Annotated in this window: 26 protein-coding genes and 2 pseudogenes; 14 read left to right on the top strand and 14 right to left on the bottom strand. The window is 71.4% G+C overall.

Annotated elements, in window-relative coordinates; genetic code table 11:
• The first annotated feature begins 69 nt into the window (after positions 1-69).
• The 3 genes from AB0D57_RS07280 to AB0D57_RS07270 all read left to right on the top strand — a co-directional run bounded on the left by AB0D57_RS07280 (position 70) and on the right by AB0D57_RS07270 (position 2,226).
• A complete protein-coding gene (locus AB0D57_RS07280; protein WP_362068062.1) occupies positions 70-510 on the top strand; it encodes an SRPBCC family protein in 441 nt (146 codons plus the stop codon).
• Entirely contained in the window at positions 507-734 is a 228-nt protein-coding gene (locus tag AB0D57_RS07275) for a hypothetical protein (protein ID WP_362068058.1), read from the top strand. The genes AB0D57_RS07280 and AB0D57_RS07275 overlap by 4 nt, the downstream gene beginning before the upstream one ends.
• Positions 735-846: 112 nt before the next feature.
• Positions 847-2,226 carry a protein kinase gene (locus AB0D57_RS07270; RefSeq protein WP_362068054.1) on the top strand — a complete coding sequence of 460 codons (1,380 nt, stop codon included), beginning with the start codon at positions 847-849 and terminating at the stop codon, positions 2,224-2,226.
• Positions 2,227-2,284: 58 nt separating this feature from the next.
• Here AB0D57_RS07270 and AB0D57_RS07265 read toward each other — a convergent pair whose 3' ends face one another.
• The 3 genes from AB0D57_RS07265 to AB0D57_RS07255 are packed head-to-tail and all read right to left on the bottom strand — an operon-like array spanning position 2,285 to position 4,666.
• On the bottom strand, positions 2,285-3,307 hold the full coding sequence (locus AB0D57_RS07265; RefSeq protein ID WP_362068051.1) for an ABC transporter: 1,023 nt from the start codon (positions 3,305-3,307) through the stop codon (positions 2,285-2,287).
• On the bottom strand, positions 3,304-4,236 hold the full coding sequence (locus AB0D57_RS07260; protein ID WP_362068134.1) for an ABC transporter ATP-binding protein: 933 nt from the start codon (positions 4,234-4,236) through the stop codon (positions 3,304-3,306). Before AB0D57_RS07260 ends, AB0D57_RS07265 begins: the two co-directional genes overlap by 4 nt.
• Positions 4,237-4,240: 4 nt before the next feature.
• The gene (locus tag AB0D57_RS07255; RefSeq protein ID WP_362068048.1) at positions 4,241-4,666 is read right to left on the bottom strand and encodes a GntR family transcriptional regulator; all 426 of its coding nucleotides are present in this window, start codon (positions 4,664-4,666) and stop codon (positions 4,241-4,243) included.
• A gap of 176 nt (positions 4,667-4,842) precedes the next feature.
• On the opposite strand from AB0D57_RS07255, the gene AB0D57_RS07250 reads away from it, so the two are divergent.
• Positions 4,843-5,268: a VOC family protein gene (locus tag AB0D57_RS07250; protein ID WP_362068045.1), complete on the top strand. Its 426-nt coding sequence runs from the start codon at positions 4,843-4,845 to the stop codon at positions 5,266-5,268.
• Positions 5,269-5,395: 127 nt separating this feature from the next.
• A complete protein-coding gene (locus tag AB0D57_RS07245) occupies positions 5,396-5,635 on the top strand; it encodes a hypothetical protein (protein ID WP_362068042.1) in 240 nt (79 codons plus the stop codon).
• Positions 5,636-5,731: 96 nt separating this feature from the next.
• Here AB0D57_RS07245 and AB0D57_RS07240 read toward each other — a convergent pair whose 3' ends face one another.
• The 3 genes from AB0D57_RS07240 to AB0D57_RS07230 all read right to left on the bottom strand — a co-directional run bounded on the left by AB0D57_RS07240 (position 5,732) and on the right by AB0D57_RS07230 (position 7,277).
• Positions 5,732-6,223, bottom strand: coding sequence for an RNA polymerase sigma factor (locus AB0D57_RS07240; protein WP_362068039.1), 492 nt, complete (start codon positions 6,221-6,223; stop codon positions 5,732-5,734).
• Between the two features lie 62 nt (positions 6,224-6,285).
• Positions 6,286-6,897, bottom strand: coding sequence for a class F sortase (locus AB0D57_RS07235; protein WP_362068036.1), 612 nt, complete (start codon positions 6,895-6,897; stop codon positions 6,286-6,288).
• Positions 6,894-7,277: a sortase-dependent protein gene (locus tag AB0D57_RS07230; RefSeq protein WP_362068033.1), complete on the bottom strand. Its 384-nt coding sequence runs from the start codon at positions 7,275-7,277 to the stop codon at positions 6,894-6,896. Before AB0D57_RS07230 ends, AB0D57_RS07235 begins: the two co-directional genes overlap by 4 nt.
• 147 nt (positions 7,278-7,424) lie before the next feature.
• Between AB0D57_RS07230 and AB0D57_RS07225 the strand changes: the two genes are divergently transcribed.
• The gene (locus AB0D57_RS07225; protein ID WP_362068030.1) at positions 7,425-7,781 is read left to right on the top strand and encodes a hypothetical protein; all 357 of its coding nucleotides are present in this window, start codon (positions 7,425-7,427) and stop codon (positions 7,779-7,781) included.
• Between the two features lie 27 nt (positions 7,782-7,808).
• On the opposite strand, the pseudogene AB0D57_RS07220 reads toward AB0D57_RS07225, so the two are convergent.
• Positions 7,809-8,570 (bottom strand): annotated as a pseudogene (locus AB0D57_RS07220) (glycoside hydrolase); the annotation flags it as partial.
• Between the two features lie 254 nt (positions 8,571-8,824).
• On the opposite strand from AB0D57_RS07220, the gene AB0D57_RS07215 reads away from it, so the two are divergent.
• From AB0D57_RS07215 to AB0D57_RS07205, 3 genes are all read left to right on the top strand, one after another.
• The gene (locus tag AB0D57_RS07215; RefSeq protein ID WP_362068027.1) at positions 8,825-9,103 is read left to right on the top strand and encodes a hypothetical protein; all 279 of its coding nucleotides are present in this window, start codon (positions 8,825-8,827) and stop codon (positions 9,101-9,103) included.
• A gap of 409 nt (positions 9,104-9,512) precedes the next feature.
• Positions 9,513-10,838, top strand: a complete 1,326-nt coding sequence (locus AB0D57_RS07210) for a lipase family protein (RefSeq protein ID WP_362068025.1) — start codon at positions 9,513-9,515, stop codon at positions 10,836-10,838.
• 486 nt (positions 10,839-11,324) lie between these two features.
• The gene (locus AB0D57_RS07205) at positions 11,325-11,681 is read left to right on the top strand and encodes a MerR family transcriptional regulator (RefSeq protein WP_362068022.1); all 357 of its coding nucleotides are present in this window, start codon (positions 11,325-11,327) and stop codon (positions 11,679-11,681) included.
• A gap of 150 nt (positions 11,682-11,831) precedes the next feature.
• Here the strand turns inward: AB0D57_RS07205 and AB0D57_RS07200 are convergent, their stop codons facing one another.
• From AB0D57_RS07200 to AB0D57_RS07180, 5 genes are all read right to left on the bottom strand, one after another.
• The gene (locus tag AB0D57_RS07200; RefSeq protein WP_362068019.1) at positions 11,832-13,508 is read right to left on the bottom strand and encodes a lysyl oxidase family protein; all 1,677 of its coding nucleotides are present in this window, start codon (positions 13,506-13,508) and stop codon (positions 11,832-11,834) included.
• A gap of 468 nt (positions 13,509-13,976) precedes the next feature.
• Positions 13,977-14,957: a zinc-binding dehydrogenase gene (locus AB0D57_RS07195; RefSeq protein WP_362068016.1), complete on the bottom strand. Its 981-nt coding sequence runs from the start codon at positions 14,955-14,957 to the stop codon at positions 13,977-13,979.
• 42 nt (positions 14,958-14,999) lie between these two features.
• The gene (locus tag AB0D57_RS07190) at positions 15,000-15,890 is read right to left on the bottom strand and encodes an NAD(P)-dependent oxidoreductase (RefSeq protein WP_362068013.1); all 891 of its coding nucleotides are present in this window, start codon (positions 15,888-15,890) and stop codon (positions 15,000-15,002) included.
• A 59-nt stretch (positions 15,891-15,949) separates the two neighbouring features.
• Complete coding sequence (locus AB0D57_RS07185; RefSeq protein ID WP_362068010.1) at positions 15,950-16,477, bottom strand: SRPBCC domain-containing protein; 528 nt, start codon at positions 16,475-16,477, stop codon at positions 15,950-15,952.
• A gap of 257 nt (positions 16,478-16,734) precedes the next feature.
• Entirely contained in the window at positions 16,735-17,493 is a 759-nt protein-coding gene (locus tag AB0D57_RS07180; RefSeq protein WP_362068007.1) for a 4'-phosphopantetheinyl transferase superfamily protein, read from the bottom strand.
• Between the two features lie 197 nt (positions 17,494-17,690).
• Between AB0D57_RS07180 and AB0D57_RS07175 the strand changes: the two genes are divergently transcribed.
• Positions 17,691-18,227, top strand: a complete 537-nt coding sequence (locus tag AB0D57_RS07175) for a universal stress protein (RefSeq protein WP_362068004.1) — start codon at positions 17,691-17,693, stop codon at positions 18,225-18,227.
• A gap of 38 nt (positions 18,228-18,265) precedes the next feature.
• On the opposite strand, the gene AB0D57_RS07170 is transcribed toward AB0D57_RS07175, so the two are convergent.
• Positions 18,266-19,870, bottom strand: a complete 1,605-nt coding sequence (locus AB0D57_RS07170) for a serine/threonine-protein kinase (protein ID WP_362068001.1) — start codon at positions 19,868-19,870, stop codon at positions 18,266-18,268.
• A 153-nt stretch (positions 19,871-20,023) separates the two neighbouring features.
• Between AB0D57_RS07170 and AB0D57_RS07165 the strand changes: the two genes are divergently transcribed.
• Complete coding sequence (locus tag AB0D57_RS07165; protein WP_362067998.1) at positions 20,024-20,416, top strand: helix-turn-helix transcriptional regulator; 393 nt, start codon at positions 20,024-20,026, stop codon at positions 20,414-20,416.
• 46 nt (positions 20,417-20,462) lie between these two features.
• On the opposite strand, the pseudogene AB0D57_RS07160 reads toward AB0D57_RS07165, so the two are convergent.
• Positions 20,463-20,881 (bottom strand): annotated as a pseudogene (locus AB0D57_RS07160) (hypothetical protein).
• Positions 20,882-21,032: 151 nt separating this feature from the next.
• Here AB0D57_RS07160 and modA point away from each other — a divergent pair.
• The 3 genes from modA to AB0D57_RS07145 are packed head-to-tail and all read left to right on the top strand — an operon-like array spanning position 21,033 to position 23,832.
• Positions 21,033-21,881 carry a molybdate ABC transporter substrate-binding protein gene (gene modA / locus AB0D57_RS07155; RefSeq protein WP_362067995.1) on the top strand — a complete coding sequence of 283 codons (849 nt, stop codon included), beginning with the start codon at positions 21,033-21,035 and terminating at the stop codon, positions 21,879-21,881.
• Positions 21,878-22,741, top strand: coding sequence for an ABC transporter permease (locus AB0D57_RS07150; RefSeq protein ID WP_362067992.1), 864 nt, complete (start codon positions 21,878-21,880; stop codon positions 22,739-22,741). Before modA ends, AB0D57_RS07150 begins: the two co-directional genes overlap by 4 nt.
• Positions 22,738-23,832, top strand: coding sequence for an ABC transporter ATP-binding protein (locus AB0D57_RS07145; protein WP_362067989.1), 1,095 nt, complete (start codon positions 22,738-22,740; stop codon positions 23,830-23,832). Before AB0D57_RS07150 ends, AB0D57_RS07145 begins: the two co-directional genes overlap by 4 nt.
• Positions 23,833-23,837 lie beyond the last annotated feature (5 nt).

The following is a 23,837-nucleotide window of genomic DNA, read 5'->3' as shown; positions in this document are numbered from 1 at the left end:
GCACCTGAGCTGCAACGCGCACACTGGATTCATGACCCGGTAAACCGTGAGCGAGGTTTGGGGTGAATCATGAGCACTCTCGAAGAGCATGTCGACATCAGCGTCCCGGTCGATCAGGCCTGGGACAGCCTCCACCGCGTGGAGAACTATCCGCGGTTCGTCGAAGGAGTACGTGAGGCTCGTTCGAGGACCGGAAACCGGACGCTCCTGGACATCGAGACGGGAGGCCGAACGCAGGAGCTCGAGGCCGAGATCACCGACCGTGACCAAGGGCGCACGATGGCATGGCAGGCCCTGAGCGGTCCCGACCTTGCGGGCTCCTTCTCCGTCCTGCCCATCGACGCGGAACACACCCGGATCCAGGCCCGGCTCGAGTACGACCCGGGTGCTGTCAGGGAGGCTTTCGGCGGACAGAAGGGTTTCGCCCAGGCGAGCGCGATCGAACGCATCGTGCGCAGCGACCTCGATCACTTCAAGGAACTGGTGGAACGGGAAACACGGGAAAGGTGACAGCGCACTCTGGCCCTGTCGCCCCTGCACGGACCGGCACCCGGTCCGCAACACCCGGCGGCGCAGACGGGCGCCGGTCCGCAACACCGGTGCGCTCGGCCGTCGCGGAAGCCCGCCGCAGCGCGGCCGAGCGCCACGTCGAGGTGGCGCCGGACCCGGCGGTCGCGCTGCCGCCACGCCGCCCGGAACAGGCCGAACGGACCGGCGGCACGGAAACCGGCTGACCCGGCCGCCAGTATGCTGGGTCGGCTGCGGCATCCCACCATCACCCGTTCCCACGTGGTGAGTTACGGCCTGCGGCGTTCACGACGTCTCACGGCATGGGGATGAGGACAGGTGCTGATAGCGGGCCGCTACCGGCTGAGCGCGTCGATCGGACGCGGCGGGATGGGCGAGGTCTGGCAGGGGTACGACGAGACCCTCGCGAGACCGGTGGCGGTCAAGCTCCTGCTGCCCCAGGACTCCGACCCCACCGCCACCTCCCGCTTCCGGCTGGAGGCGCAGACCGCCGGCCGGCTCAACCACCCGAACGTGGTCGGCGTCCTGGACTTCGGTCAGCACGAGAACCGGCTCTTCCTGGTGATGGAACTCGTCGACGGCCCCAGCCTCGCGAGCGTGCTGTCCCAGTCCGGCACGCTGCCCGCCGAACGCGTGGCCCGTATCGCCGCCGAGACCGCCGCCGGGCTCGCCGCCGCGCACCGGCAGGGCATCGTCCACCGGGACATCAAGCCCGCCAACCTGCTGCTGGACGCCGACGGCACCCTGAAGATCGGCGACTTCGGCATCGCCCGCTTCCTCGACGACCCCGGCGCCGCCCTGACCGCCACCGGGCAGATCGTCGGTACGAGCCTCTACCTCGCCCCCGAGCGTGCCCTGGGACAGCCGGCGGGCCCGGCCTCCGATATGTACGCCCTGGGCTGCGTGCTCTACCAACTTCTCACCGGCCACCCGCCGTTCCGGGCCGACACCGCCGTCGCCATCCTGCACCAGCACCTCGACGCCGCGCCCGTACCGCCCCGCGAGCTGGGCGTCGCCGGGCTCCCGCCCGCCTTCGAGAACTACCTGCTCGGCCTGCTCGCCAAGAAGCCCGAGCACCGGCCCCCCGCCCAGCAGGCAGCCGACTGGTTCGCCGGCGGCGCCTGGCAGGGGCGCCCCGAGCCGCTGCCCGACGCGACGCCGGCTTCCCGGCCGCCGACGGTGTCCCGGGGGACGGCCGGCCCGGGCACGGGACCGTCCGCCGTCGCGGGCCGGCGTCCGGCGGCGGGCCAGGGTCCGGTGGCGGGTCAGCGCCCCGGGCCGGGACCACGCCAGGTCGGCGAAGTCGGCGCCCCGACCACGTACGCGCTGCCCTCCACCTCGGGCCACGCCGCCGGCCGCTCCCGGGCACGGCGTCCGGAGCGAACCGGGCTGCGCCCCCTCCTCGCCCGCCGACCGCGCGTGGTGGCCACGGCCGCCGCGGCGGTGCTCTTCGTGGCCGCGGTGCTCCTGGGCATGCTGTGGTTCTCCCCCGACACCACCACGGCGGAGGGCCCGGAATCCGAACCGTCGCCCGGCACCAGCGCTCCCGCCTCCACGTCACCCCTGGCGACGAACCCGACCGCCTCCCCGAGCCCGAAGGCGGAGGCGAGCGACCGTCGCGAACGGCAGGAGGAGCCGCACAAGGAGGACGGGAAGCACGGGGGGAAGGACGGGGAGAGCGACGACGAGGACGACTGACGCTCGGCGTCATCACCTGGTGGTGCGGTAGGCCGGAGGGCGAGGCGGCCGACGGGTGTCAGACGAGCCGCTTGCGGCCCCAGAAGAAGAGAGCCGCGGTGACGCCGGCGGTCAGGGCCAGCAGGATCGCCGAGCCGAACCACTGCATGCCGGTCATCTGCGAGATCGGCAGATAGTCCACCGACCAGCCCACCACATCGGCCTTCTTCAGGCAGAGTTCGCGCGCCTGTTCCGACTGCGCGTCCACGCAGGTGCTCCAGCCGAGGAGGTCTCCGCTGCCGGTGAGGTACGACTCGTCGATCTGGTAGGCCCCATCGGGCAGCGTGGGAAACGAGTTGTCGGCGGTGACGCCCTTGCTCGTCGTGATCGTGACCACGTCGCCGAGCGACAACCGGAAGTATCCCCAGACGAGTTGAACGACGACGGCGAAACCGAACGTGACCACCATGGCCGCCAGCGTGCGGCGCAGCACCACGCCGATCGCCACCCCGCCCACGACGGTGAAGAGGGTGAGGGCGACGGGCACGGGTCCCGTGATGTCGAAGGCGGAGCCGGAGGTCCAGTCCCCGACGGTGTTCTGGTACTTGACCGGGTTCCACCACCAGCCGTACGCGGCCGACAGCACCACCGTGCTGACCGTGACCACCAGCGCGGTCAGCCCCAGTTTGGTGGCCAGCCAGCGGGCGCGGCTCGTGGACTGAGCGGCGACCAGCTTGGCGGTGCCGGTCTCCAGGTCGCCCGCGAGCAGCGGAGCGCCGACGAAGACACCGAGCAGGATGGGAATCACGGTCAGGCCGAGGGAGACGGACTGGAACGCGTTGGCGTACTGTCCGAACTCATTGCTTCCGGCCAGGTCATCGATGCTCTTGTCGGGCCAGCCGTAGCCGTGGAGGAAGTCCACCATCTGTGTGCGCTGGTAGACGATCCATGCCAGGCACAGCACGGTGGCGCCGAGGACGGTCCAGAACGCGGCCCGGTGCTGACGCCAGACCAGCCAGGTCGTTCCGCGGAGCCGGGGGCGCCGGGTGGAGTCCGTCGTGGGCGCGGTCGTGGCCGGAGTGCCGGTGAGGGTGTCGCTCATGCCGCCACCGCCCGCGAGCCGTGCGCCTGGTCCGGGACCTGGGCGGTGGGGGTGATCAGGGGTGGCGCCTCGGCCGAGCGCAGATGCGCGAGCAGGAGTTCCTCCATGTTCGGGACGTCGGTGTCCCAGGGGCCGACGACCGGCCCCTGGGGGCGTATGAGGGCGGTGAACTGCCGTCCGCTGGTACGTGATTCGACGACCGTGTGGTGCGCGAGGTCAGCGGGCAGCGCGTCGCTGTCCCTGACACCCGTGACCATGGTGTGCACGGCCAGCAGTTCGTCCACGTCACCGGCGAGACGCACACCGCCGTCGGCGATGACGACGAGGTAGTCGCAGACGTTCTCCAGCTCGGCGAGGACGTGGGTGGACATCAGCACGGTGGTGCCGTGCTCGGCGGCCTCGGCCATGAGGGTGCCCATGAGTTCGTGGCGCACCACCGGATCGAGGTCCGACATCGGCTCGTCGAGCAGCAGCAGCTCGGGGCGCTTGCCGAAGGCGAGGGCGAAGGCGACGCGGGTGCGCTGGCCCCCGGAGAGAGTGCCGATCTTCGCGTCCAGGGGCACATTTCCCGCGCGGACGATGCCCTCGGCGGCCCGCTGGTCCCAGTCGGGGTTCAACTCCCGTCCCAGGCGCAGGGTTTCCGCCACGGTGAAACGGCGGTACAGGGGCTTCTCCTGGGCGAGGAACGCGGTGCGCCGGCCGTTCTCCACCGAGCCCGGGGCCGCGCCGAAAACGCTGAGCGAGCCCTCCGTCGGCTCCAGCACATGGGCCGCGATGCCCAACAGCGTGGTCTTGCCCGCCCCGTTGGGGCCGACCAGCCCGCAGATCCGGCCCGCCGGAAGCCGGAAGGAGCAGTCCCGCAGGGCCCAGCCCCGCCGGTACCGCATGCCCACGCCGCGCGCCTCCAGCGCCGATTCCCCGGCGCGCATACCGTCACTCACCTGTGCTCCTCGCACTCGTCGTCATTTCGCCGTACTGCTTCTCCATGGCCGACGCGACCAGCGCGGCCACGTCCTCCTGCTCCAGGCCTGCCTCGCCTGCCTTCGACATCCACGCCACCAGCTCCCCGTACAACGGCGAGTCGGTGCCCGTCTGCGGGCGGGCCAGCGAGCGGCGCACGAAAGTGCCCTGGCCCGGTCGTGGTTCGACCAGGCCCTCGCGTTCCAGTTCCCGGTACGCCTTGAGCGTGGTGTTCGGGTTGACCGCGCTGATCTCGGAGACCTCTTTGGCGGTCGGCAGCCGGTCCCCCGGCACCAGCACGCCCAACCGCAGGGCCTGCTTGGTCTGCTGGACGATCTGCTGAAAGGCGGGGACCCCGCTCCGCCTGTCGATGCGGAACTCCAAGATCACCACCACCATTCCACTACTTGATTAGTGGAATGATGATGGAGGCCCGCGAGGGGAGATGTCAACGGGGTTCGGAACGAAGGGAGTTCCAGACGCACCGCAGGGAGCCATGCGACGACGAGGGCACCGCCGTGGCACGCGCCGGGTGCCTCCGCCCCTGCGGCTACTTCTCACGGCACAGTGTGGGGATGAACGCAGACGACAGGAACCTTCTGGCCGGGTCACGCGTGGCGACCAGGCTTCCGGCTCAGGACCTGGACCGGGCGCGGCGTTTCTACGCCGAGCGACTTGGCCTGCACCCCGTTGACGAACGGCCCGGTGGGTTGCTGTATCGGTGCGAAGGCGCGGAGTTCGCGCTGTTCCGATCGACGGGAGCCTCGTCCGGCACCTTCACGCAGATGGCCTTCGAGGTCGACGACATCGAGACCGTCGTGTCGGAGCTCAAGCGGCGCGGCGTGGTGTTCGACGAGGTCGATGTGCCTGGGTTGCGAACCAGGGACGGGATCGCCGAGATCGACGGGAACTACCCGAGCAAGGGCGCGCGGGGTGAGCGCGGAGCCTGGTTCCGTGACAGCGAGGGAAACTTGCTGGGCATCGGCGAGCCGGTCGTCTGAGCCGAGTCATCCGTCGGCCCGCGTTGATGACGGAGCAACCGCCCGCGGAGTGGTTGCCGATGACGGGCTTGTCGATGGGATCGCGGACGGGGTTCGGTGGGGGACGGCCGGGGTGCTGGGAGCCGTCGTGGGATCTTGGGTGGGGATCTGGCCGGCGGGAGCGGGGGAGCTCGGCGGGCCGGGGGGCGTCGTGCGACTGCTGGTCGCGGGTGGTGGAGCCAGCGGGACCGTCGGGGACGACGGTGAGTCCGGTGCCGCGAAGTGGAGTGGTAGCGCTACGAGGGCCGCGACCGCACAGGTCAAGGCCGCCCCGGTCGCGGCGCGGAGCAGGCGGCGGCGGGACGCCGCGCGGCGGATCGTCTCGTAGCGGCCCATGGGTGGGCCGAGGTGGTCGGAGGCGGGGCGCAGGATCACCGCCAAGGGGTCGTCGGGGTCGGCAGGGTCGAAGTCCGGTCCCCCGTCGTCAAAGCGTGTGGTCAAGGCTTCTCCTCAGGTGGGCGCGGAGCAGTTCTCGGGCCGCGTGGAGGTCGGCCTTGACGGTTCCTTCCTTGCGTCCGGTCAGCAAGGACACCTCCCGGATCGGCATGTCAGCGTAGTAGTGGAGGAGGATCGGGACACGGAGTCGTTCCGGGAGGGACTGCACCAGCAGGCGGACCGAGGGGTCCGCCTGTTCGGGATGGGGGCGGACAGCGGCCTCCGCGGTCGCGCGGTGCATCGCTCTGCGCTCGCGCTCCAGTTTGCGCCAGTGGTCCCGGACGAGGTTGGCCGCGGTGACGTAGAGGAAGCCGCGGGGCTCCTCCACGTTCGTCCAGCGGGCCCAGAGCCGGGTGAAGGCCTCCGAGGCGATCTCGTGGGCCGTCTCGTCGTCGTCGACGAGACGGCGGCACCAGCCCGCGAGGCGCGGGTAGAGGGCGGCGAACAGTTCGGACGCCGCCCTCTCGCGTGACCGTTTCAAGGCTCTCCATGACCGTGATGGCACTCGTGGGGGAGGATGCGCCGGCAGCGGCGTACGTTCCTTCAGGGGGGCGTGGAATCCAGTGCCGCGAAGACGATCACGTTGTCGGCGTACCCGTCGTCCGTACGGGCACCGCCGCACGTGATCAGCCGCAACTCCGGGCGGTCCACGTCTCCGTAGACCTCGTCCGCCGGAAAGTCCGCCTTGGCGACCGTCCGTACGCTGCTGACGGCGAACACCGTCGCCGTGCCGTTCTCCAGGCGCGCCACGATCCGGTCGCCCCGCCGCAGCCGCCCGAGGTCATGGAAGACCCCGTCCCCGTAGGCGCCGACCGTGACATGGCCGAGGATGACCGACGGGCCGACCTGCCCCGGGGTCGGCGAGTGCCGGTACCAGCCCGCACGGTCGTGCGCCGTGACCGGGGGCACCTGCACACTGCCGTCCGACGCCAGCCCCAGTCGTATGACCGGGGTGTCGACCTCGATGGCCGGGATCCGCAACCTGATGGGGACGGAACGCCCTTGCCCCTGCGGTGACTTCGAGGACTTCGACGAGGTCTGTGGTGTACCGGGGGAACGTGGTCCCGTGGTCCCGTGGCCGGCGCCGCAGCCCACCAGCAGCGCGCCCCCCGCCCCCACCCCCGTGACGAACGCGCGCCTGGAGAGCGCCGTCATGCCCCGGTCGCCCGGCGGCGTACGACATAGAAGGCCCCGCCGCCCGCGACGAGCACCGCGGCAGCGGCGCCGCCGATCAGCCCGCCCTCCCACCCGGAGTCCGAGGACGCCGCCGCCACCCCGGTGTCGGGCGCGCCGCTCGGCACAACGGAGACCTGGCCCGGGGAAGGCGCCCGGGTCGGGTCGGTGTTCGCGTCCGTGGTCGGGACCGCCGACGGAGGGAGGGCGGACGGGGCCCGGGTCGGTTCGGTGCCGACGCTCGGGGAGGCGGCTGCGGGAACCGAGGGGGCGGGAGTCGCCCCGTCGGCGAACGCGGGCACCGCGCTCGCCAGTACGGCGGCGCCCGCGAGTGCCATGACACTGAGGACAGTTCGGCGCATTGAATCGCTCTCTTTCGTCAGTTTCGCCCGGCCCGCCCGGTAGTCGGCAGCCCGGGTGACGGGTCGAGCGGAGAGACGAGACAGCGACAGGGCAGGTTGTAAAGAGATGGCAAAGTCGGGCCGGGGCCCGCGGCCGGAGGCGAGTTCATGGCCGTACGCGATGCCGGCACCACCGGCACCCCGGCACACCCGGGCAGGCCGGACGCGACAAACGGCCGAGTCACCGGCCTGGACCTGGCCGTCGCCTCCGAGGACGAGGCGTTCCGCTTCATGCTGTCCCTGGTCGCGCCCGACACCGCGTCACGCGCCGAGGACCGCGCCGTACGACAGGCCGGGCTGCGCCTGCTGTGGGACGCGGTGGAGGCCGCACATGAGCTGTATGTCGAACACGACCGGCCGGGCCGGGAGCGCTTCGGCGTGACCGTGACCGCCGCGGGTCAACGGATCCGGCTCGACGTTCCCAGTCGACCGGTATCGCGCGGGATGGCGTCCGCTCGACAGTGACCGGATTCGCAGGTGGAGAAGACCTGGTCAGCCCAATTTCCGGCAGTACAGCGCGTCCGGGGTCCGTGCCGAGCCCACCCGGCCGGTGTACGCGATCCCGGCCGCGTACTCGTCGTCCGCGCACTGGCCCTTGTAGTGGCCCTGCGCGAAGTCGCCGCCCTTGGGGGCGGAGCCCCGGTTGTCGCTCCGGTCGAACCAGACGGTACGGCCGCTCGTGCCGAGTTCGCCGGCCGGTGCGGCGGCGCACAGGGCGGCGGAGACGGCGGAGCCGCGGACGCTGTAGCCGGTCAGGAAGCGGCCGGCGGGGCACTGGAGTTTGGTGTAGCCGGATGCCCAGTCGTTGCCCGTCGTGACGTGCCGCTCGTCGACGACCACCTCGTGGCCGCCCACCGCATCCAATGAGGTGGACACGTCGGAGCACAGGCCCCGGTTGCCGGTGTGACCGAGGCCGAGAAGGCGCTGCCCGTCGGGGCACACGGCCTTGCGGGCGCCGGAGTCCCAGTCGGGCAGGGCCCGCATCCGCCGCGAGGCGACGAAGTCGGCGTGGTCGGGGCTGAGCATCGACCAGTCCGCCACGTCGGCGATGTGGCCGCTGCGGGCGGGGGCCTCGATGAGCCGGGTCCAGGCGGCGGCTCGCCAGTCGTCACCGTCGTACAGACCCATGCGGTTGCCCGCGGCGTCCCAGTGCAGCAGGGCCCAGCCGTTGCCCTTGCGGCCCTCGTGCCAGCCGACGAGCGGCCAGTACGCGAAGTCGGCGTCGGTACGGATCAGATGGTCCACGAAGTTCTCGTGCGCGGCGTCGAGCACGTGGTCGTCGCCGACGTCATCCCCGGGCGCCTGGAGACCGCCCTCGCCGTCGGCGCGGACGCCGTCATCGACTCCTCCAAGGAGGACGTGACCGCCCGTCTGACGGAACTGCACGGCCCGGCCGCCAACGCCCTCGGCCAGCCCCGCGCCGGCACCGACATCTACATCGACGCGGCCGGCGCCCCGCCGTCTTCGACGCCACGATCGCGTCGGCGAAGTGGGGCGCGAAGCTGGTCATGGTCGCCGTACAGAAGAAGTCCGACGCCATCGACCTCGGCGGGATGCTGCGCAGCGAGCTCACGCTCATCGCCTCCCAGGGCTACCCCACCGAGATCTTCGGGGTCACCTCCGAACTCGTGGCGAACCAGGAGCGTTTCGCCAAGCTGATCAGCCACCGCGTGCCGTTCTCCGAGGTGGAGCGGGCGTTCGAGCTCACCATGACGCCGGGCGCGGCGGAGAAGGTCATCGTGACCTTCGACGACGACACCTCCGACGGCGGAACCGGAAACGGCTGACCACGAGCGGACCGCCCACGCCCCTGCCGCCGGCGTCGCCCCACACCGGCGGCAGGCCCTCCGCCTCAAGGGGCCGCCACACAGGCCCGCGCCCGCGCCGCGCCACCACCGCCTCGGACCGGACGGGCCCCCACGATGATCAGCAGCTCGCGGCGGCAGCCGCGCGGCCACGCCCCTCCCGTATTCGACAGTCAGTCAAGTTACCGAACCGTAACCTACCGGCTGGTACCACGAGTAACTTACCGGTGGGTAAGGTCCTCGCGAACCACTTCCAAGCGGCGCGGGCAAACCCGTGGGACGCGTGTGCGACACCGTGCCGCCGTAGCTCAGCACCTCTGTGGCCGAGCCGACCGGAACGAGGCCCGACACGGAGGCCGCTTCCTGCCAGCCGCTTCACAGGAGGTTCGCCATGCCCGTACGCAGACGCTTCCTGGCCGCAGCAGTCACCGCTGCCGCCTGCCTCGGCACCCAGGCCCTCTCGGACACCACCGCCACGGCGGCGGACACCGTCGTGTCTCGGGGCGTCACCATCCCCGCGTTCTACGACCCGCCCGCCACCCTGCCCACCGCCGACGGCGCCCTCGTCCGCACCGAGCCCCTCCCGCTGGCCGTCAGCCTGCCCGGCCTCGACGGGCCGCTGCCGGGCCGGGCGACCCGGCTGATGTACAAGTCCACCGACTCCAGCGGCCAACCGGTCGCGGTCACCGGCGCCTACATCGAACCGACCGCCGCCTGGAGGGGCGACGGCCCGCGGCCCCTGGTCGCGGTGGCCCCCGGCACCATGGGACAGGGCGACCAGTGCGCCGCGTCCCTCGGCCTCGAGAACCCGCTGACGCTCAACGGCCAGACCGTGTCCGTCGGTTACGAGGACATCGCGATCTACCGCCTCCTGGCGACCGGCGCCGCCGTGGTCGTCACCGACTACGCCGGCCTCGGCACGACCGACCGGCTGCACACCTACGTCAACCGTGTCGACGAGGCACACGCCGTGCTGGACGCCGTCCGCGCCGCCCGCTCGGTCAGCGGGGCCTCGGTCACCGCCGGCTCCCGGGTGGGCCTCTTCGGCTACAGCCAGGGCGGCGGAGCGACCGCCGCCGCCGCCGAACTCCAGTCCTCCTACGCGCCCGACGTCACCCTCGCCGGGACCTACGCCGGGGCGCCGCCCGCCGACCTGACCTCCGTCACCAAGGCAATCGACGGCAGCGAACTGGCCGGCGCGCTGGGCTGGTCGCTCAACGGCTTCCTCCAGTCCGACCCGTCCCTGAAGCCCATCGCCGAGGCGCATCTGAACACCGCGGGCAAGGCGGCCCTCGCCGACCTGTCGACCATGTGCGTCGGCGACGCCCTGTTCGGCTACGGCTACGCCAAGAGCACCAAGTGGACGACCGACGGACGGTCCATCAGCGACATCATCGCCGCCACCCCCGCACTCCAGACGTTCCTGAACAGCCAGCGCATCGGCACACTGAAGCCGTCCGGCCCCGTCCGCCTGGCGACGGGCGTCAGCGACAACCTCGTCCCGCACGCTCAGGCCCGCACCCTCGCCGTCGACTGGTGCCGCAAGGGCGCCGACGTCACCTACAAGGCGGTTGTACTGCCCAACGTCGTCAGCCCCCTGCTCAACCACTTCGCCCCACTGCTCACCGACCAGGGCGACGCCGTCTCCTGGCTGACCGATCGCCTGTCCGGCAAGCAGGCCACCTCCAACTGCTGGAGCATGCCCGTCCAGCCCTGACCAGCGGCCCTTTGCGCAGAAAGTACCCCTCAGCGGCCCGCCCGGACCCCGCCCCGCTACTGCGGGACACAGAATGCCTACGCCCCGACACCACCAAAATCTATGCTGGCCAGAGTAGACATTGGTCGGCGCCGTGATTAACGTTTCTCTCGTAGACGCAGACAAACCAGACCCGGCAGACACGAACTGGCGGGTAACAGGCTGTAGAGCCGCAAGTAATGGATCAAGACGAAGAACGGAGAAGCAGACGCCATCAGGATCGCCCGGTCCGAGAGGGTTCGGCCCGGGTACCGCAAGACCCCGGAACGGACGGTGGTCCCCGGTCAGGCAGTCACGATCCCCGCACACCCGCCCTTCTCCCTGGGCCGGTTAGCGGAAACAGAAGGTCGGCCCAGCAGTAGGGCCGGCAGATGGTGTTCAATTTCCTTTGGGGCCCTGGTGCCGTACGGCGCCGGGGCCCCTCGACGCGTGGCTCAACGAGGTGACATGACAGCAGATATCCCGCTCAGTGGTCGTCTGGACGACGACGACTACCCCGCCTACACGATGGGCCGGGCCGCCGAAATGCTCGGCACCACGCCGGGCTTCCTCCGAGCCATCGGCGAGGCCCGTCTGATCACCCCGCTTCGCTCGGAGGGCGGACACCGCCGGTACTCCCGCTACCAGCTGCGGATCGCCGCTCGCGCCCGCGAGCTCGTCGACAAGGGGACCCCCATCGAGGCCGCTTGCCGCATCGTCATCCTCGAGGACCAGCTCGAGGAAGCACAGCGCATCAACGCCGAGTACCGCCGCGCCGCGAAGGAAGCGTCCGACATTTCGCGTTCCGGCTCCGGATCCAGCTGAGCGTGCCCTCAGCCGCCGAGGCGGAAGATCTGGGTGTTCACCGGCATGGCCTGTCGTCCGGGAAGCAGGCGAGGGCGATCGTACGGCTGCTCATACCGTCGCCCCGTTGGGCGGCAACGTCGCTGCCGCCCAACAGGACTGCGCCGGCGTTTACGGGGTGTTGATCAGGTCGTGCGGCGGCACCGTCACGGTGCGGGCGCCCGGCGCACCGCCCAGGACCACCTTGCGCAGCGCGACATTGTTCTTCAGGTTGGTTTCCTTGAGCCGCTTCTCGGGGTTGGCGATCACCTGGATGTAGTACGTGCCGTTCGGCAGGTCGGAGATGTCGAAGGACTGGCCGGGACGGTACTGGGTGTAGGTGTCACCGGAGCCGACGTCGAGGACCTCACGGACGGAGATCGAGTTCTGCTGACCGCAGGCGGTCGACAGATCGGTGTTGTACGGGTGCCAGTTGGCGTTCTTCACCGTGTAGTCGATGGCGTCGGTGTTGGCCAGGCAGAACGCCTCCTTGCCGCTGCGCACCTCCTTCGTCTTGTCCGCGCTCAGCAGGCGGTAGCTGGCGAAGTCCGTGAAGTGCCAGTGCTCGTGGCCGACCCGCGGGTCCCACTCCATGGTGCCGGTGGGCGTGTACCCGACCTGCTTGCCGTTGGCGTCGTAGAAGTACTGGTACGCGTCCATCAGGTCCTTGCCGGGGCTGCGGAAGCCGTCCACGACCAGGGGCGCCGGGCCCGCGTTCCAGACGTTGGCGCTGAAGGCGAGGTAGTCCTTGCCCGGTACGTCCCCGTCCTCGCCGTCGCTGATGGCGATGTCCCACGCCGGCAGCGAACGCAGGTCCGGCTTGGGCACGTTCGCCGGGACGCCCGCCCGGCCGGTGGGCCGCTTGGCCAGGGGCTTGAGGGCGGGCGCGACGCGCGAGCCGTCGGTGTGGCCGCGTCCGTCACCCAAGTGGTGTGCCAAACCGCGGTCTTCGAGCGCGTGCGACAGGGCGGGCGGCGTGGGCGCGTCGGCGCCACGGGGACCGTAGTGGTGAGCGGAGTCGGCGGAGGCGGCGGAGTGCGCGCCGTGCCCGCCGGTGTGATGGGCGCCGGCCCGCGAGGCCATTCCCACTCCACCGCCGTCGCTGGACTCCTCACGTACCGTCACCTTGATGGTCGGCCGGTCGTCGGGGATGCCGAACAGGACGCGGTACTTCTTGGCCACCGCGACCTGGGCCGTGTACTCGCCCGCCGGCAGGTCCACCGGCTTGTCGTAGTCGACCGTGCTGGAGTTGGACGCCCAGCCCTTCTCGACGCCCCACACCGAACCCAGCGTGAACGGGTTGGTGGAGCAGCTCTCCGGATAGTGCGAGGTCGCCGGGGCGTCCGGACGCAGCCGCCCGGAGGCATTGTTGGGGCAGAAGGACCCCTTGTTTCTCGACACCACCTCTCCGGCCGCGTTCTTGATCGACACCTCCAGGAAGCCGGGCAGACCGGAGAAGTCCTTCACCAGCCCGGTGGGCAGTTTCTTCGCCCGTGTGCTCTTGCCGTCGCGGAAGATCTGCTGGGCGACGACAGGGTCCTTGTACGACTTCCGGGTGACCTTGAACTCCAGCGGCGCCTTGTCGACCGTGACGTACGTACCCAGGTCCAGGTAGACCCCTGAGCTCCCCTCCCAGCGGTCGAGCGTCACGGAGTTCGACGCGGCCACCAGCTTGAGCTTCGGCGTCCCGGCCTTGCTCGCCGGGGCCGCCCCGGGAGCGGCGCCGGCGCCGGCGACGACGACGGTGAGCGCGGCTCCTGCGGCGAGCGCCGAGCGCTTCAAGCGATTGCGGTCTTGCTGACTGGTCATCGGTTCCTCGTCTGCGAGTGCCATGGTCAAGTGGCATCGGACTGGACAACCCACGGCCGACCGGCAGTACGGACGCACCCCACGCGCCCGGGGGTCAGATCTGTGAGCACCCTGTGAGACCGGTGAAAAGGGTGTCCGGGTTGCCTGCTGAGGCGGAATTCGACGTGCCGAAGACCTCGGGCACGCCTTGGACCGACCGGCAATGGGAGGGTGGGAGAAGGAGCGGGGTCTGGTGCGTGCGGCTGCAAGGCGGAGGAGGGAGTGATGGCGGAGCCATCGCGACCGACGACAACGCGGCAGATGTGCGTGCCGGACCCCGCGACGCCGCCCTCCCCTTGCCGGTCGGTCTTAGGACCTGGCCGGTCGATCACGGCGGAGACGCGGGGTGTGGCACGCGCATCTGCATCGGACAGGCGGCGGTGGGCCCCCACGACCCCCTTCGGCCGGGCACCGTGACCGAGGCGTAGGTCAGCGGAAGGTCAGCACGAGTTTGCCCCGCAGGTGCCGGGCGGCCAGTTCGGCCAGCCCGGCCGGGACCTCGTCGAGCGTGAGGGTCCGGGCCAGCCGTGGATCGAGGCGGCCGTCCACGGCCAGCCCGAACAGCTCGAACAACATGACGGAGAGATCCGCGCGGGCGCGTTTGTCACCGTGGCTGTACGCGGCCCCCAGCGCGATCTCGTGCACGGAGGGCGCGGTCGTGAACGGGGCCACCGCGGTCAGGTCGGGTCGCCCCGCGACGGCGGCGAGTCCACCGCCGTGCACCAGCAGGGCCAGGTTGCCGGTGGCGGAGCCGGAGCCGACGGTGTCCACCACCGCGTCCACCCCCCGTCCCCCCGTCAGGGCCCGCACCCGGGCCGGGACGTCCTCGGTGCGGTAGTCGACGACCTCGTCCGCCCCGAGCTCGCGGACGTGCTCGGCGTTGACCGCGGACGTGGTGGCGATCACCCGGGCCCCGGCCTGTGCGGCGAGCTGCACGGCGTAGCCGCCCACCCCGCCCGCGCCACCGGTGACCAGGACCGTGTGCTCCCCGGTGACGTGCAGCCGGCGTACCACCGCTTGGTACGCGGTCATCCCGGCGCAGGGCAGGGCCGCCGCCGAGGCCGCGTCGAGCGCGTCCGGCACCGGGGCCAGAGCGACGACGTCGGCGAGGGAGTACTCGGCGAAACCGCCCGCACGGCGCAGATCACCGTGGCAGGCGACGCGCACGCCCAGCAGGTCACGGCTCGCGCCCTCGCCCACGGCGTCGACGGTGCCGGCCACATCGAGGCCGAGCACATGCGGCCAGGTCCAGTCGGCATGGCCGGCCGCGGCGACCTGGTAGTCCACCGGGTTCAGCCCGCACGCCTCGACCTTCACCCGTACCTGCCCCGGCCCCGGTTCGGGAACCGGCAGCTCGGCGAGACGCAGGGTGTCGGGAGCACCGGGGCGGTCGAGCACCAGAGCACGCATGAGGGGCACCTTTCGACCGAGCCGCTGGATCGAGGGGAATCCTCAGGCTGAGGACGTTTCGTCGAAGCTGGCGAAGTAGGCGGCGGCCATGTCCTCGTCGGCGTGGCCCTGGGCGGCGGCACGGGCCAGGCGCTCGGCGCTCGCCGCGGCGCCGTCGAGGCGGACGCCGTGCCGCTCGCCGGCCTCGACGATCAGGCGGGCGTCCTTGGCGGCGGTGGCCACCGCGAACTGTGCCGGGGTGAGCTGGTCGTTCAGGATCATCGCGGACTTGACGCGCAGGTAACCCATGTCGAGCGGGCCACCGTCGATGGCGGCGAAGAAGCTCTGCGGGTCCACATCGAGCGCCTTGGACAGGGCCAGGGCCTCGCCGGCCGCGTTGGTGGCGGCGATGACCCAGCTGTTGGCCACGAGCTTGAGGCGGGTCGCGGTGCCCGCCGCGCCGTCCTCACCCGTCCACACCGTGCGCCCGCCGACGGCGTCGAAGACCGGCGTCACCACGTCGCGTCCTTCGCTCGGTCCGGCGGCCAGGACGAGCAGCTGTCCGGCCTCTGCGGGCTGGCGGGTGCCGAGCACCGGGGCGTCGTAGAAGACGAGGTCGTGCTCGCGGGCGAAGTCGGCCAGCTCGCCGATGGCCTCGATGCCCGCGGTGGTCGACTGCACCCAGGCGATGCCGGGGCGCAGCGCGGGCGCGGCCTGGCGCATCACGTCCAGAGCGGCGGGACCGTCGTACAGCATGGTCAGGACGACGTCGGCGCCCCGCACGGCCTCGGCGGGGGTGTCGGCGATGTGCGCGCCATCGGCGGCCAGCGGTTCGGCCTTGTCGCGGCTGCGGTTCCAGGCGCGGACGGTGTGTCCGGCGCGGGCGAGGTTGCGGGCCATCGCGGCGCCCATGATCCCGGTGCCGAGGACGCTCACGGTGGGCTTGTCGGTCATGACGTCAACTTCCTGTGTGGCGGTGCGGTGATACGGCGGTGCGCCGGCCGGCGCTGTGCTCAGGCTCCGGTCTTCCCGGACGCGGCGTGGACGAGGCCGTCGAGCCAGGCCTGGTGGCCGTTGAGCATCGGGTTGGGACGCTCGGTGGCGAGGGCCGCGGCCGGTTCGCCGATCTGGGTCTCCTGGGTGAGGATGCGGACCCGGCTGCCGGGCAGGTCCTCCACCAGCCAGGCGTGCAGCACATTGAGCTGCTCCTCGGGCTTGCCGCCCTGCTCGGCGGTCCAGGACAGCCGGCCCGGCCTGCCCGCGGCGGGCGCCGACAGCTCGACGACGTGCGCGTCCAGGGGCGGGAAGCCGAACGTACCGAACCGGAAGTGGAGGTCGTCCTTCAGCTCGGGGCCGTCGCCGTCCGGGAAGCTGATGTCGGCGACGTTGTCGTAGTACGACTCCCACGTCGAGGTGTCGACGAGGTAGCGCCAGACGTCGGCGGCGGCCAGGCCCCGGACGATCACCTCGTTGGAGACGAAGTTGTCGCCGGTGCCCGGGAGGTAGCGCTCGGGCCAGTTGATCGCGTTCTGCGTGGTCATGGGGGCCTTCCGAGAATCAGGAACGCTGGGCAATCGGTGGTGTCGGGCGAGCGTGATCGCCGGGCCCTGCCTGACTACATCCTCACGGCCCGCGCTTACAGCCGCCATCTGAGGCGATGTCTCGACAGTAGGTCCGCGCGTCATCGGACTACCAATAGATCATCCGATTTCCGCTATCGGAATCCCGATGCCGTTGCCCTTGGGGGCTACGCCCGCGACGGTGAGGAACCGGACACCCGACGACACCGCCCGCTCCCTCACGCGCCGGCCACGTCGAGCACCCGCGGGACCACGCGGTCGGGCAAGGTGGTCGTGGGATCGGCTGCCTGGCGCAGGGCGACGGCGGCCGCGTAGCCCTGGGGCACGGCGACCGTCGCCAAGGACCAGCCGGGGGTGAGCCCCGGGGAACCGTATGGGTCGCCCAAGCCCGTGTGGACGTCGGCCAGATCGGCGGCGAGGCCGATCCCCAGTCCCTTGAGGTAGGCCTCCTTGCGCACCCAGGCACTCAGGAGCGCTTCCTCTCGGGCCTCTCGAGCCATCCGCACGAGCAGAGACCGTTCGGCGGGATGGAACTGGGGCACGATGTCGTCGACGGAGGCGCGGATGTTCCGCGCCTCCTCCACGTCGACCCCCACCGGCTGCCGCGCCAGGGAGACCAGCGCCAGGTCACCCGCGTGCGAGAGGGAGAAATGGACCGGCGGCGAGGCGGACACCGAGGGTCGCCCGTGCGGCCCGCCGCACCGGGGGCACGACTCACGGCCGAGGACCACCGCGGCGGGGGACACCCCCAAGTGGGCGCCCAGCAGGCGGCGCAGCCCGACGTGGGCCACCACGTAGGTACCGCGGTCCCGGGCCCGCTTGAAACGCTCCGCCCTGGCCTGTTCTTCCTGGTCCAGCAGTCCGAACTGCGCCTCTACCGCCGTGCGGACGGCGTCCGGGGCCGGGAGCAGCCAGGTCTCCGGGATGTCGAGCGTGGCGCTGCGGTGGTCGGCGTCCGGAGGAAAGGGTGAGATCACAGGCCACATCCTTCAGCATGGCCGGCCGCTCGCGGGTGACCGCTCCGTTCGGCCCGGCGTCAGAGAAGTGTGTCGAAGTGTCATGAAGGGTCGGCCTGCCGTCAGGTGAACGCCAACACCGCGATTCACCGCCCTCGTTGGGCGTTCGATGAGAACGCGGATGCCTGTGTGGACGTACGCCGAGGGGTGAGCGAGCGATGGACGAGGGCGAGCGGTGGCGCGTCGTGGTCGGAGTGAGCGGTTCGCCGGGGAGCGTGGCGGCGCTGCACCGGGGTGCGGCCGAGGCGCGTCGGACCGGTGCCGGGCTGCTGGCCGTGGGCGCCTGGGAACCGCCCCGCGGCGCACTGGCCCACCCGAGCTCGATGCTCGCGCCGCCGATGACGGAATTCCGGCGGATGGCGGACGAACGGCTGCGCACGGCTCTCGACACGGCCTTCGGCGACGCCGGGCCCGGGGTGCCGTGCCAGGGGCTGGTGGTGTGGGACAGGCCGGGCCGCGCCCTGGTCAGGACCGCCGACCGGGCCGGCGACCTGCTGGTGATCGGGGCCGGGGTCCGCGGCAGGTTGCGCCGCGCGCTGGTCCCGTCCGTCGCCCGGTACTGCGTCGCGCACGCCGTCTGCCCGGTGCTGGCGGTCCCGCCGTCGCCGCTGCACCGCGAACTCGCCTCCGTACGACGCCGCGTCAGCCTGCGACTGCCGCTCGACGCCAGCGAGTTGACGGACGGCAAGGCCTGACAGGCCCCGCCCGGAGCGCGGTCCGTCACCGCCGTCCGTCAGCCGACCCGGAAGCCCGCCTTGACGTTGTCGAAGACCGGGCGGTAGAGGTCCCACTCGGTCTCCGGGGCCGAGAGGTAGATGTCGTACTCCCTGCCGCCCTCCTCGCCGAAACCCAGGTCGATGGCGCGGAACGCCCGGACCCGTCCCTCGAAGGTGAACTCCCAGATGGCCGCGGGCTTTCCCTGGAAGGTGGTGCGCTCCATGCGCTTCTTCCGGTACGAGGGGTAGTTGATCTTGGTGTTTTCCTCGACGTTCTTGAAGTGCGACTCGGGGTTCGGGCCCGCGGGCTCGACCATGCCGATCGTGAGGCCCACCAGGCCGGACTCGTCGGCGTACGTGACCTGTTCGGCCGTCGCATTGTCACCGCGCGTCCAGCCGTCCGGGACGGGGAACGAGACGCCCAGCTCCTTCTCCTGGACCAGGTGGAAGCCCGCGGGGACGGGCGGAGGTGCGGACGCCGACGCGGACGCCGACGCGGACGCCGTCACGGACGCCGTCGCGGAAGCCGTCGCGGACGCCGTCGCGGAAGCCGTCGCGGTGTCCTGCCCCTGTGTCCCGCCGTTGTCGCCCTGCACGAGGTAGAGCCCGCCGGCCGCGGCTCCCGCCACCACCGTCACGACCAGCGCGCCCGCGACTAGCGCACGCCGCCCACGGGAGCGACCGCGCCCACCGCCGCCGTCACCGCCGCCCGTCAGGTCCGGAGCGAGGAGTGTTACCGGTGTCACCGGTGTTTCCGATGTTGCTGATGTTGTTGCCGATCGCCCCGGTATCGCCGGTACCGGCGTCCCCGACGCCACTCCCCTCAGCACCCGCTCCACCTCCCCCGCCGACGGCCTCTCCTCCGGCTCCTTGGCCAACAGCCCCTCGATGAGCGGTTCCAGCGGCCCGGCCTGCTTCATGGGTTCGAGCGGGTCGACGGCGATGGCGTACGCCGTCTCCACAGCCGTGTCCTTACGGAACGGGGGTCGCCCCTCGACGCACTGGTAGAGGGTCGCTCCGAGCGCCCAGAGATCCGTGGCGGGACCGGGTTTTTGGCCCTTCATCTGCTCGGGTGCGATGTAGTCGATCGAGCCGATGAACTCGCCGGTCTTCGTCAGCGTCGACGTACCGGTCGTCATCGCGATGCCGAAGTCGGTGAGAACGACGCGGCCGTCGGCGCCGAGCAGGACATTGCCCGGCTTGACGTCGCGGTGCAGCACCCCGGCGGCGTGCGCGGCCCGCAGCGCGGCGATCATGCCGAGGCCGACGCGGGCCGCCTCGGCGGGCGGGAGCACGGCACCGCCCCCGAGTTGTGCGCCGAGGGTGGTGGAGGGCACGTACTCCATGACGATGCAGGGCAGCCCCTCGTCGTCCACCACGTCGTGGACGACGACCACGTTGGGATGGGTGATGCGGGCGGCGCTGCGTGCCTCCCGGCGGGTGCGTTCGTGGAGGACGGCGAGTTCGTCGTCGGTGAGGTGCCACTGGGTGTGCAGCCGCTTGAGCGCGATCCGCCGGCTGAGCACCTCGTCCTCGGCATGCCACACCGTGCCCATGCCCCCACGGCCGATCTGTTCGATCAGCCGGTAACGCCCGGCAACCAGTCGCCCCTCGTCAGACACCGCGCGTCCCTCGCCGACTCTCTTCGACCCAATTCGCGTTCGATTCGCTTCGACACCCTAGTATCCGCAGGTTACGAGGGGTTGAAGGGGTGCTCTCGCCCGCGATCGCCCGGCACAGCGGCCCTCCTCGTTTCGTGGCCTATCTTGACGCCTATGCAGTCCTACACAATCGGCCAGGCAGCCCGTCTGCTGGGCGTCAGCCCGGACACCGCGCGACGGTGGGCGGACGCCGGACGGGTGGCCACCCACCGCGACGAGAGCGGGCGGCGGCTGATCGACGGGCGGGATCTCGCCGCCTTCTCGGTCGAACTCGCGAAGACCAGCGGCGAGGAGGACACCTCCTACACCTCCGTCCGCAACGCGTTCCCCGGCATTGTCACCGCCGTGAAACTCGGCGACGTGGCCGCCCAGGTCGAGATCCAGGCCGGCCCGCACCGGCTGGTCTCCCTGCTGACCCGGGAGGCCGTCGAGGAACTCGGCCTCGAGGTCGGCGTGGAGGCCACCGCCCGCGTCAAGTCCACCAACGTCCACATCGACCGCACGTAAGACCGCCCTCCCCTTGCCGCTCGGTCCAAGGACCTCCCGCCACGGCTTACGCCCACGCCACGTAACGGCCGTCCACACGGATGGCGTCGATGCCGCTGATGTGCCGGGCGCCGCAGCGGTCCTGGGGCAGGACGAGCTGGGGGCCCTCCCGGTCCAGCGGGGTGTCGTCGATGCCGACCGCGAGGAGACCGGGGCATGGGCGAAGTCCGGGTCGATCTCGGCCCACGTGAGCAGCGCGTGGTGGCCGTCCGCTCCGGACACCGCGATGAGGAAGCGCAGCCGGTCCTTGCGGCGCGCGGGGTCGAACCCAGGGCCGGCGTCGTGGAGCACGTCGTGCAGCAGCGGGCCCTCGAAACGGTGGTGCTGTACGCCTTTGGTGGCGCACTCGAAGGCGACCCGGACCCGGTGCACCTCCCGGATGACCGTACCCGGACCGCGCCCCCGTACAAACGCACATGCATACATCCCGGGGCCGATCGTGCAGCTCAGGCGATGCCACAGAAGACTTCCGGCTGGTATCTGCGTCAGTATGATCGACGTATGCATGCCTGGAGCTGACGTATGCATGCCCAGAGCTTCAGAAGACTTCAGAAGGCCTCAGAGGGAGAGATCCGTGATGACCCGATCCGCGCGCCGGACCCGCCGCACCGGCCGGACCCTGCGGGTGGCCGGCGCCGGTGCCGCCGCGCTGCTGGCCCTGAGCGCCTGCTCGTCCTCCGACTCCGACTCGTCCGCCACATCGGACGCCTCGGCCGGTTCGGACTCCTCGGCGTCCTCCTCGCAGCAGGTGTCGGGCACGGTGACCGTCTTCGCCGCCGCCTCGCTCAAGGAGAGCTTCACCACGCTGGGCAAGGAGTTCGAGAAGGCCCACCCGGACACGAAGGTGACCTTCAGCTTCGGCGGCAGCGACACCCTCGCCGCCAGCATCAACGGAGGTGCCCCGGCCGATGTGTTCGCCGCCGCGAGCCCCAAGACGATGGCGCTCGTGACGGACGAGAAGAACACGACCGGCACCCCGGCCACCTTCGTCCGCAACCAGCTGGAGATCGCCACCCTGCCCGGCAACCCCGACAAGATCTCCTCCCTGAAGGACCTCACCAAGTCCGGCATCAAGGTCGTACTCTGCGACAAGACGGTGCCGTGCGGCGCCGCCGCGCAGACGGCGCTGGAGGCCGGCGACCTCAAGCTCACACCCGTGTCGTACGAGCAGGACGTCAAGAGCGCCCTGACGAAGGTGGAGTTGAAGGAGGCCGACGCGGCGGTCGTCTACCAGACCGATGTGAAGGCGGCGGGTGACAAGGTGGAGGGCGTGGAGTTCCCCGAGTCGTCCGAGGCCATCAACGACTACCCGATCGCCCAGCTCAAGGACGCCCGCAACGCGGACGCCGCGAAGGCCTTCATCGAGCTGGTCAAGTCCGCCGAGGGCCAGAAGGTACTGACCGCCGCCGGGTTCCTTCAGCCGTGACCCGCATCGACGAGTCCGACGCCGCGGCCGACACCCTGAAGGGTGGGCCGCGGCGCGGGCGCGTCAGGAGCCGCCGCACCGGCGGCGTCCCGCTGCCCCTGCTCCTGCCCGCCCTCGTCGCCCTGGCGTTTCTGCTGCTCCCCCTGCTCGCCCTGCTCGTACGAGCCCCCTGGCGCAGTCTGCCGGAGCAGCTGACCAGCGCGGAGGTCTGGCAGGCGCTCCAGCTGTCCCTGCTCTGCGCCACGGCGGCGACCGCGGTGAGCCTGGTGCTGGGCGTGCCGCTGGCCTGGCTGCTGGCCCGCGTCGACTTCCCCGGACGGGGCGTCGTACGGGCCCTGGTGACCCTGCCGCTCGTACTGCCCCCGGTGGTGGGCGGCGTGGCGCTGCTGCTGGCGCTCGGCCGCAACGGCGTCGTCGGGCAGTGGCTGGACGCATGGTTCGGGATCACGCTGCCGTTCACCACGGCGGGGGTGGTGGTCGCGGAGGCGTTCGTGGCGATGCCGTTCCTGGTCATCAGCGTGGAGGGCACGCTGCGGGCGGCCGACCCACGCTACGAGGAGGCTGCCGCGACGCTGGGCGCGTCCCGGTTCACCGCGTTCCGCCGGGTCACACTGCCGCTCATCGCGCCCGGGATCGCCGCGGGTTCCGTGCTGGCGTGGGCGCGTGCGCTGGGCGAGTTCGGGGCGACCATCACGTTCGCGGGCAACTTCCCCGGCCGTACGCAGACCATGCCGCTGGCCGTGTATCTGGCCCTGCAGAGCGACCCGGACGCCGCGATCGCGCTGAGCCTGGTGCTGCTCGCCGTGTCGATCGCGGTCCTGGTGGGGTTGCGGGACCGCTGGATGACGGCGGCGCCATGACGGACGTACCCCTCACCCCCGACACCCCCCTCACATCCAAGGCATCCGGCGCGGGCCTCGACGCCCGGCTGGTCGTCCACCGCGGCGCCTTCCACCTCGACGTGGCGCTGACCGCCGCCCCCGGCGAAGTCGTCGCGCTCCTCGGACCGAACGGCGCCGGAAAGACCACCGCGCTGCGCGCCCTGGCCGGTCTCACCCCCCTGTCTCCCGGCGGGCATCTCCGCTTGGACGGCGCCGACTTGGACGGTACGCCGCCCGAGGCGCGCCCGGTCGGCGTCGTCTTCCAGGACTATCTGCTCTTCCCGCACCTCTCCGCGTTGGACAACGTGGCGTTCGGGCCCCGCTGCCAGGGCATGCCCAAGACGGAGGCACGGGCGCTGGCCGCCGCGTGGCTGGACCGGATGGGCCTGGCCGACCACGCCGGCGCGAAACCGCGTCGGCTGTCCGGCGGGCAGGCCCAGCGCATCGCCCTCGCCCGCGCGCTGGCCACCCACCCCCGGCTGCTCCTGCTGGACGAGCCGCTCGCCGCACTCGACGCGCGCACCCGGCTCGACGTGCGCGCCGGGCTCCGGCGCCATCTGGCCGACTTCGAGGCCGTGGCCGTACTGGTCACCCATGACCCGCTGGACGCGATGGTGCTGGCCGACCGGCTGGTCGTCGTGGAGGACGGCCGGGTCGTCCAGGACGGGACACCGTCGGACATCGCCCGCCACCCGCGCACCGACTACATCGCCCAGTTGGTCGGCCTCAACCTCTACCGGGGCGAGGCCGAGGGCCACACCGTACGCCTGGACGCGGGCCCGGCGATCACCACGACCGAGGATCTGACCGGTCCGGCGTTCGTGGCGTTCCCGCCGAGCGCCGTCACCCTCCACCGCACCCGGCCCACCGGCTCCAGCGCGCGCAACCTGTGGCGGTGCGAGATCGCCGGGCTGGAGACCCACGGCGACCAGATCCGCGCGGACCTCACCGGTGAACTCCCGCTGGCCGCCGACCTGACGAACGTCGCCGCGGCCGAACTCGACCTGCGCACAGGGGCTCCGGTCTGGGCAACGGTGAAGGCCGCCCAAACACACGCGTATCCGGCATAGAACTA

Source organism: Streptomyces sp. NPDC048275 (assembly GCF_040652275.1).
Taxonomy (GTDB): domain Bacteria; phylum Actinomycetota; class Actinomycetes; order Streptomycetales; family Streptomycetaceae; genus Streptomyces.
The sequence above is the reverse complement of the archived record's forward strand: the minus strand, read 5'-3'. Positions and strand labels throughout refer to the sequence as shown.

Bases quoted from the DNA above. Each gene is read 5' to 3' on its own strand.
- AB0D57_RS07280 (WP_362068062.1), top strand. From the start codon at position 70: ATGAGCACTCTCGAAGAGCATGTCGACATCAGCGTCCCGGTCGATCAG.
- AB0D57_RS07265 (WP_362068051.1), bottom strand. From the start codon at position 3,307: ATGAGCGACACCCTCACCGGCACTCCGGCCACGACCGCGCCCACGACG.
- AB0D57_RS07260 (WP_362068134.1), bottom strand. From the start codon at position 4,236: ATGCGCGCCGGGGAATCGGCGCTGGAGGCGCGCGGCGTGGGCATGCGG.
- AB0D57_RS07255 (WP_362068048.1), bottom strand. From the start codon at position 4,666: ATGGTGGTGGTGATCTTGGAGTTCCGCATCGACAGGCGGAGCGGGGTC.
- AB0D57_RS07250 (WP_362068045.1), top strand. From the start codon at position 4,843: ATGAACGCAGACGACAGGAACCTTCTGGCCGGGTCACGCGTGGCGACC.
- AB0D57_RS07235 (WP_362068036.1), bottom strand. From the start codon at position 6,897: ATGACGGCGCTCTCCAGGCGCGCGTTCGTCACGGGGGTGGGGGCGGGG.
- AB0D57_RS07230 (WP_362068033.1), bottom strand. From the start codon at position 7,277: ATGCGCCGAACTGTCCTCAGTGTCATGGCACTCGCGGGCGCCGCCGTA.
- AB0D57_RS07225 (WP_362068030.1), top strand. From the start codon at position 7,425: ATGGCCGTACGCGATGCCGGCACCACCGGCACCCCGGCACACCCGGGC.
- AB0D57_RS07215 (WP_362068027.1), top strand. From the start codon at position 8,825: ATGGTCGCCGTACAGAAGAAGTCCGACGCCATCGACCTCGGCGGGATG.
- AB0D57_RS07210 (WP_362068025.1), top strand. From the start codon at position 9,513: ATGCCCGTACGCAGACGCTTCCTGGCCGCAGCAGTCACCGCTGCCGCC.
- AB0D57_RS07205 (WP_362068022.1), top strand. From the start codon at position 11,325: ATGACAGCAGATATCCCGCTCAGTGGTCGTCTGGACGACGACGACTAC.
- AB0D57_RS07200 (WP_362068019.1), bottom strand. From the start codon at position 13,508: ATGACCAGTCAGCAAGACCGCAATCGCTTGAAGCGCTCGGCGCTCGCC.
- AB0D57_RS07195 (WP_362068016.1), bottom strand. From the start codon at position 14,957: ATGCGTGCTCTGGTGCTCGACCGCCCCGGTGCTCCCGACACCCTGCGT.
- AB0D57_RS07190 (WP_362068013.1), bottom strand. From the start codon at position 15,890: ATGACCGACAAGCCCACCGTGAGCGTCCTCGGCACCGGGATCATGGGC.
- AB0D57_RS07185 (WP_362068010.1), bottom strand. From the start codon at position 16,477: ATGACCACGCAGAACGCGATCAACTGGCCCGAGCGCTACCTCCCGGGC.
- AB0D57_RS07175 (WP_362068004.1), top strand. From the start codon at position 17,691: ATGGACGAGGGCGAGCGGTGGCGCGTCGTGGTCGGAGTGAGCGGTTCG.
- AB0D57_RS07165 (WP_362067998.1), top strand. From the start codon at position 20,024: ATGCAGTCCTACACAATCGGCCAGGCAGCCCGTCTGCTGGGCGTCAGC.
- modA (WP_362067995.1), top strand. From the start codon at position 21,033: ATGACCCGATCCGCGCGCCGGACCCGCCGCACCGGCCGGACCCTGCGG.
- AB0D57_RS07145 (WP_362067989.1), top strand. From the start codon at position 22,738: ATGACGGACGTACCCCTCACCCCCGACACCCCCCTCACATCCAAGGCA.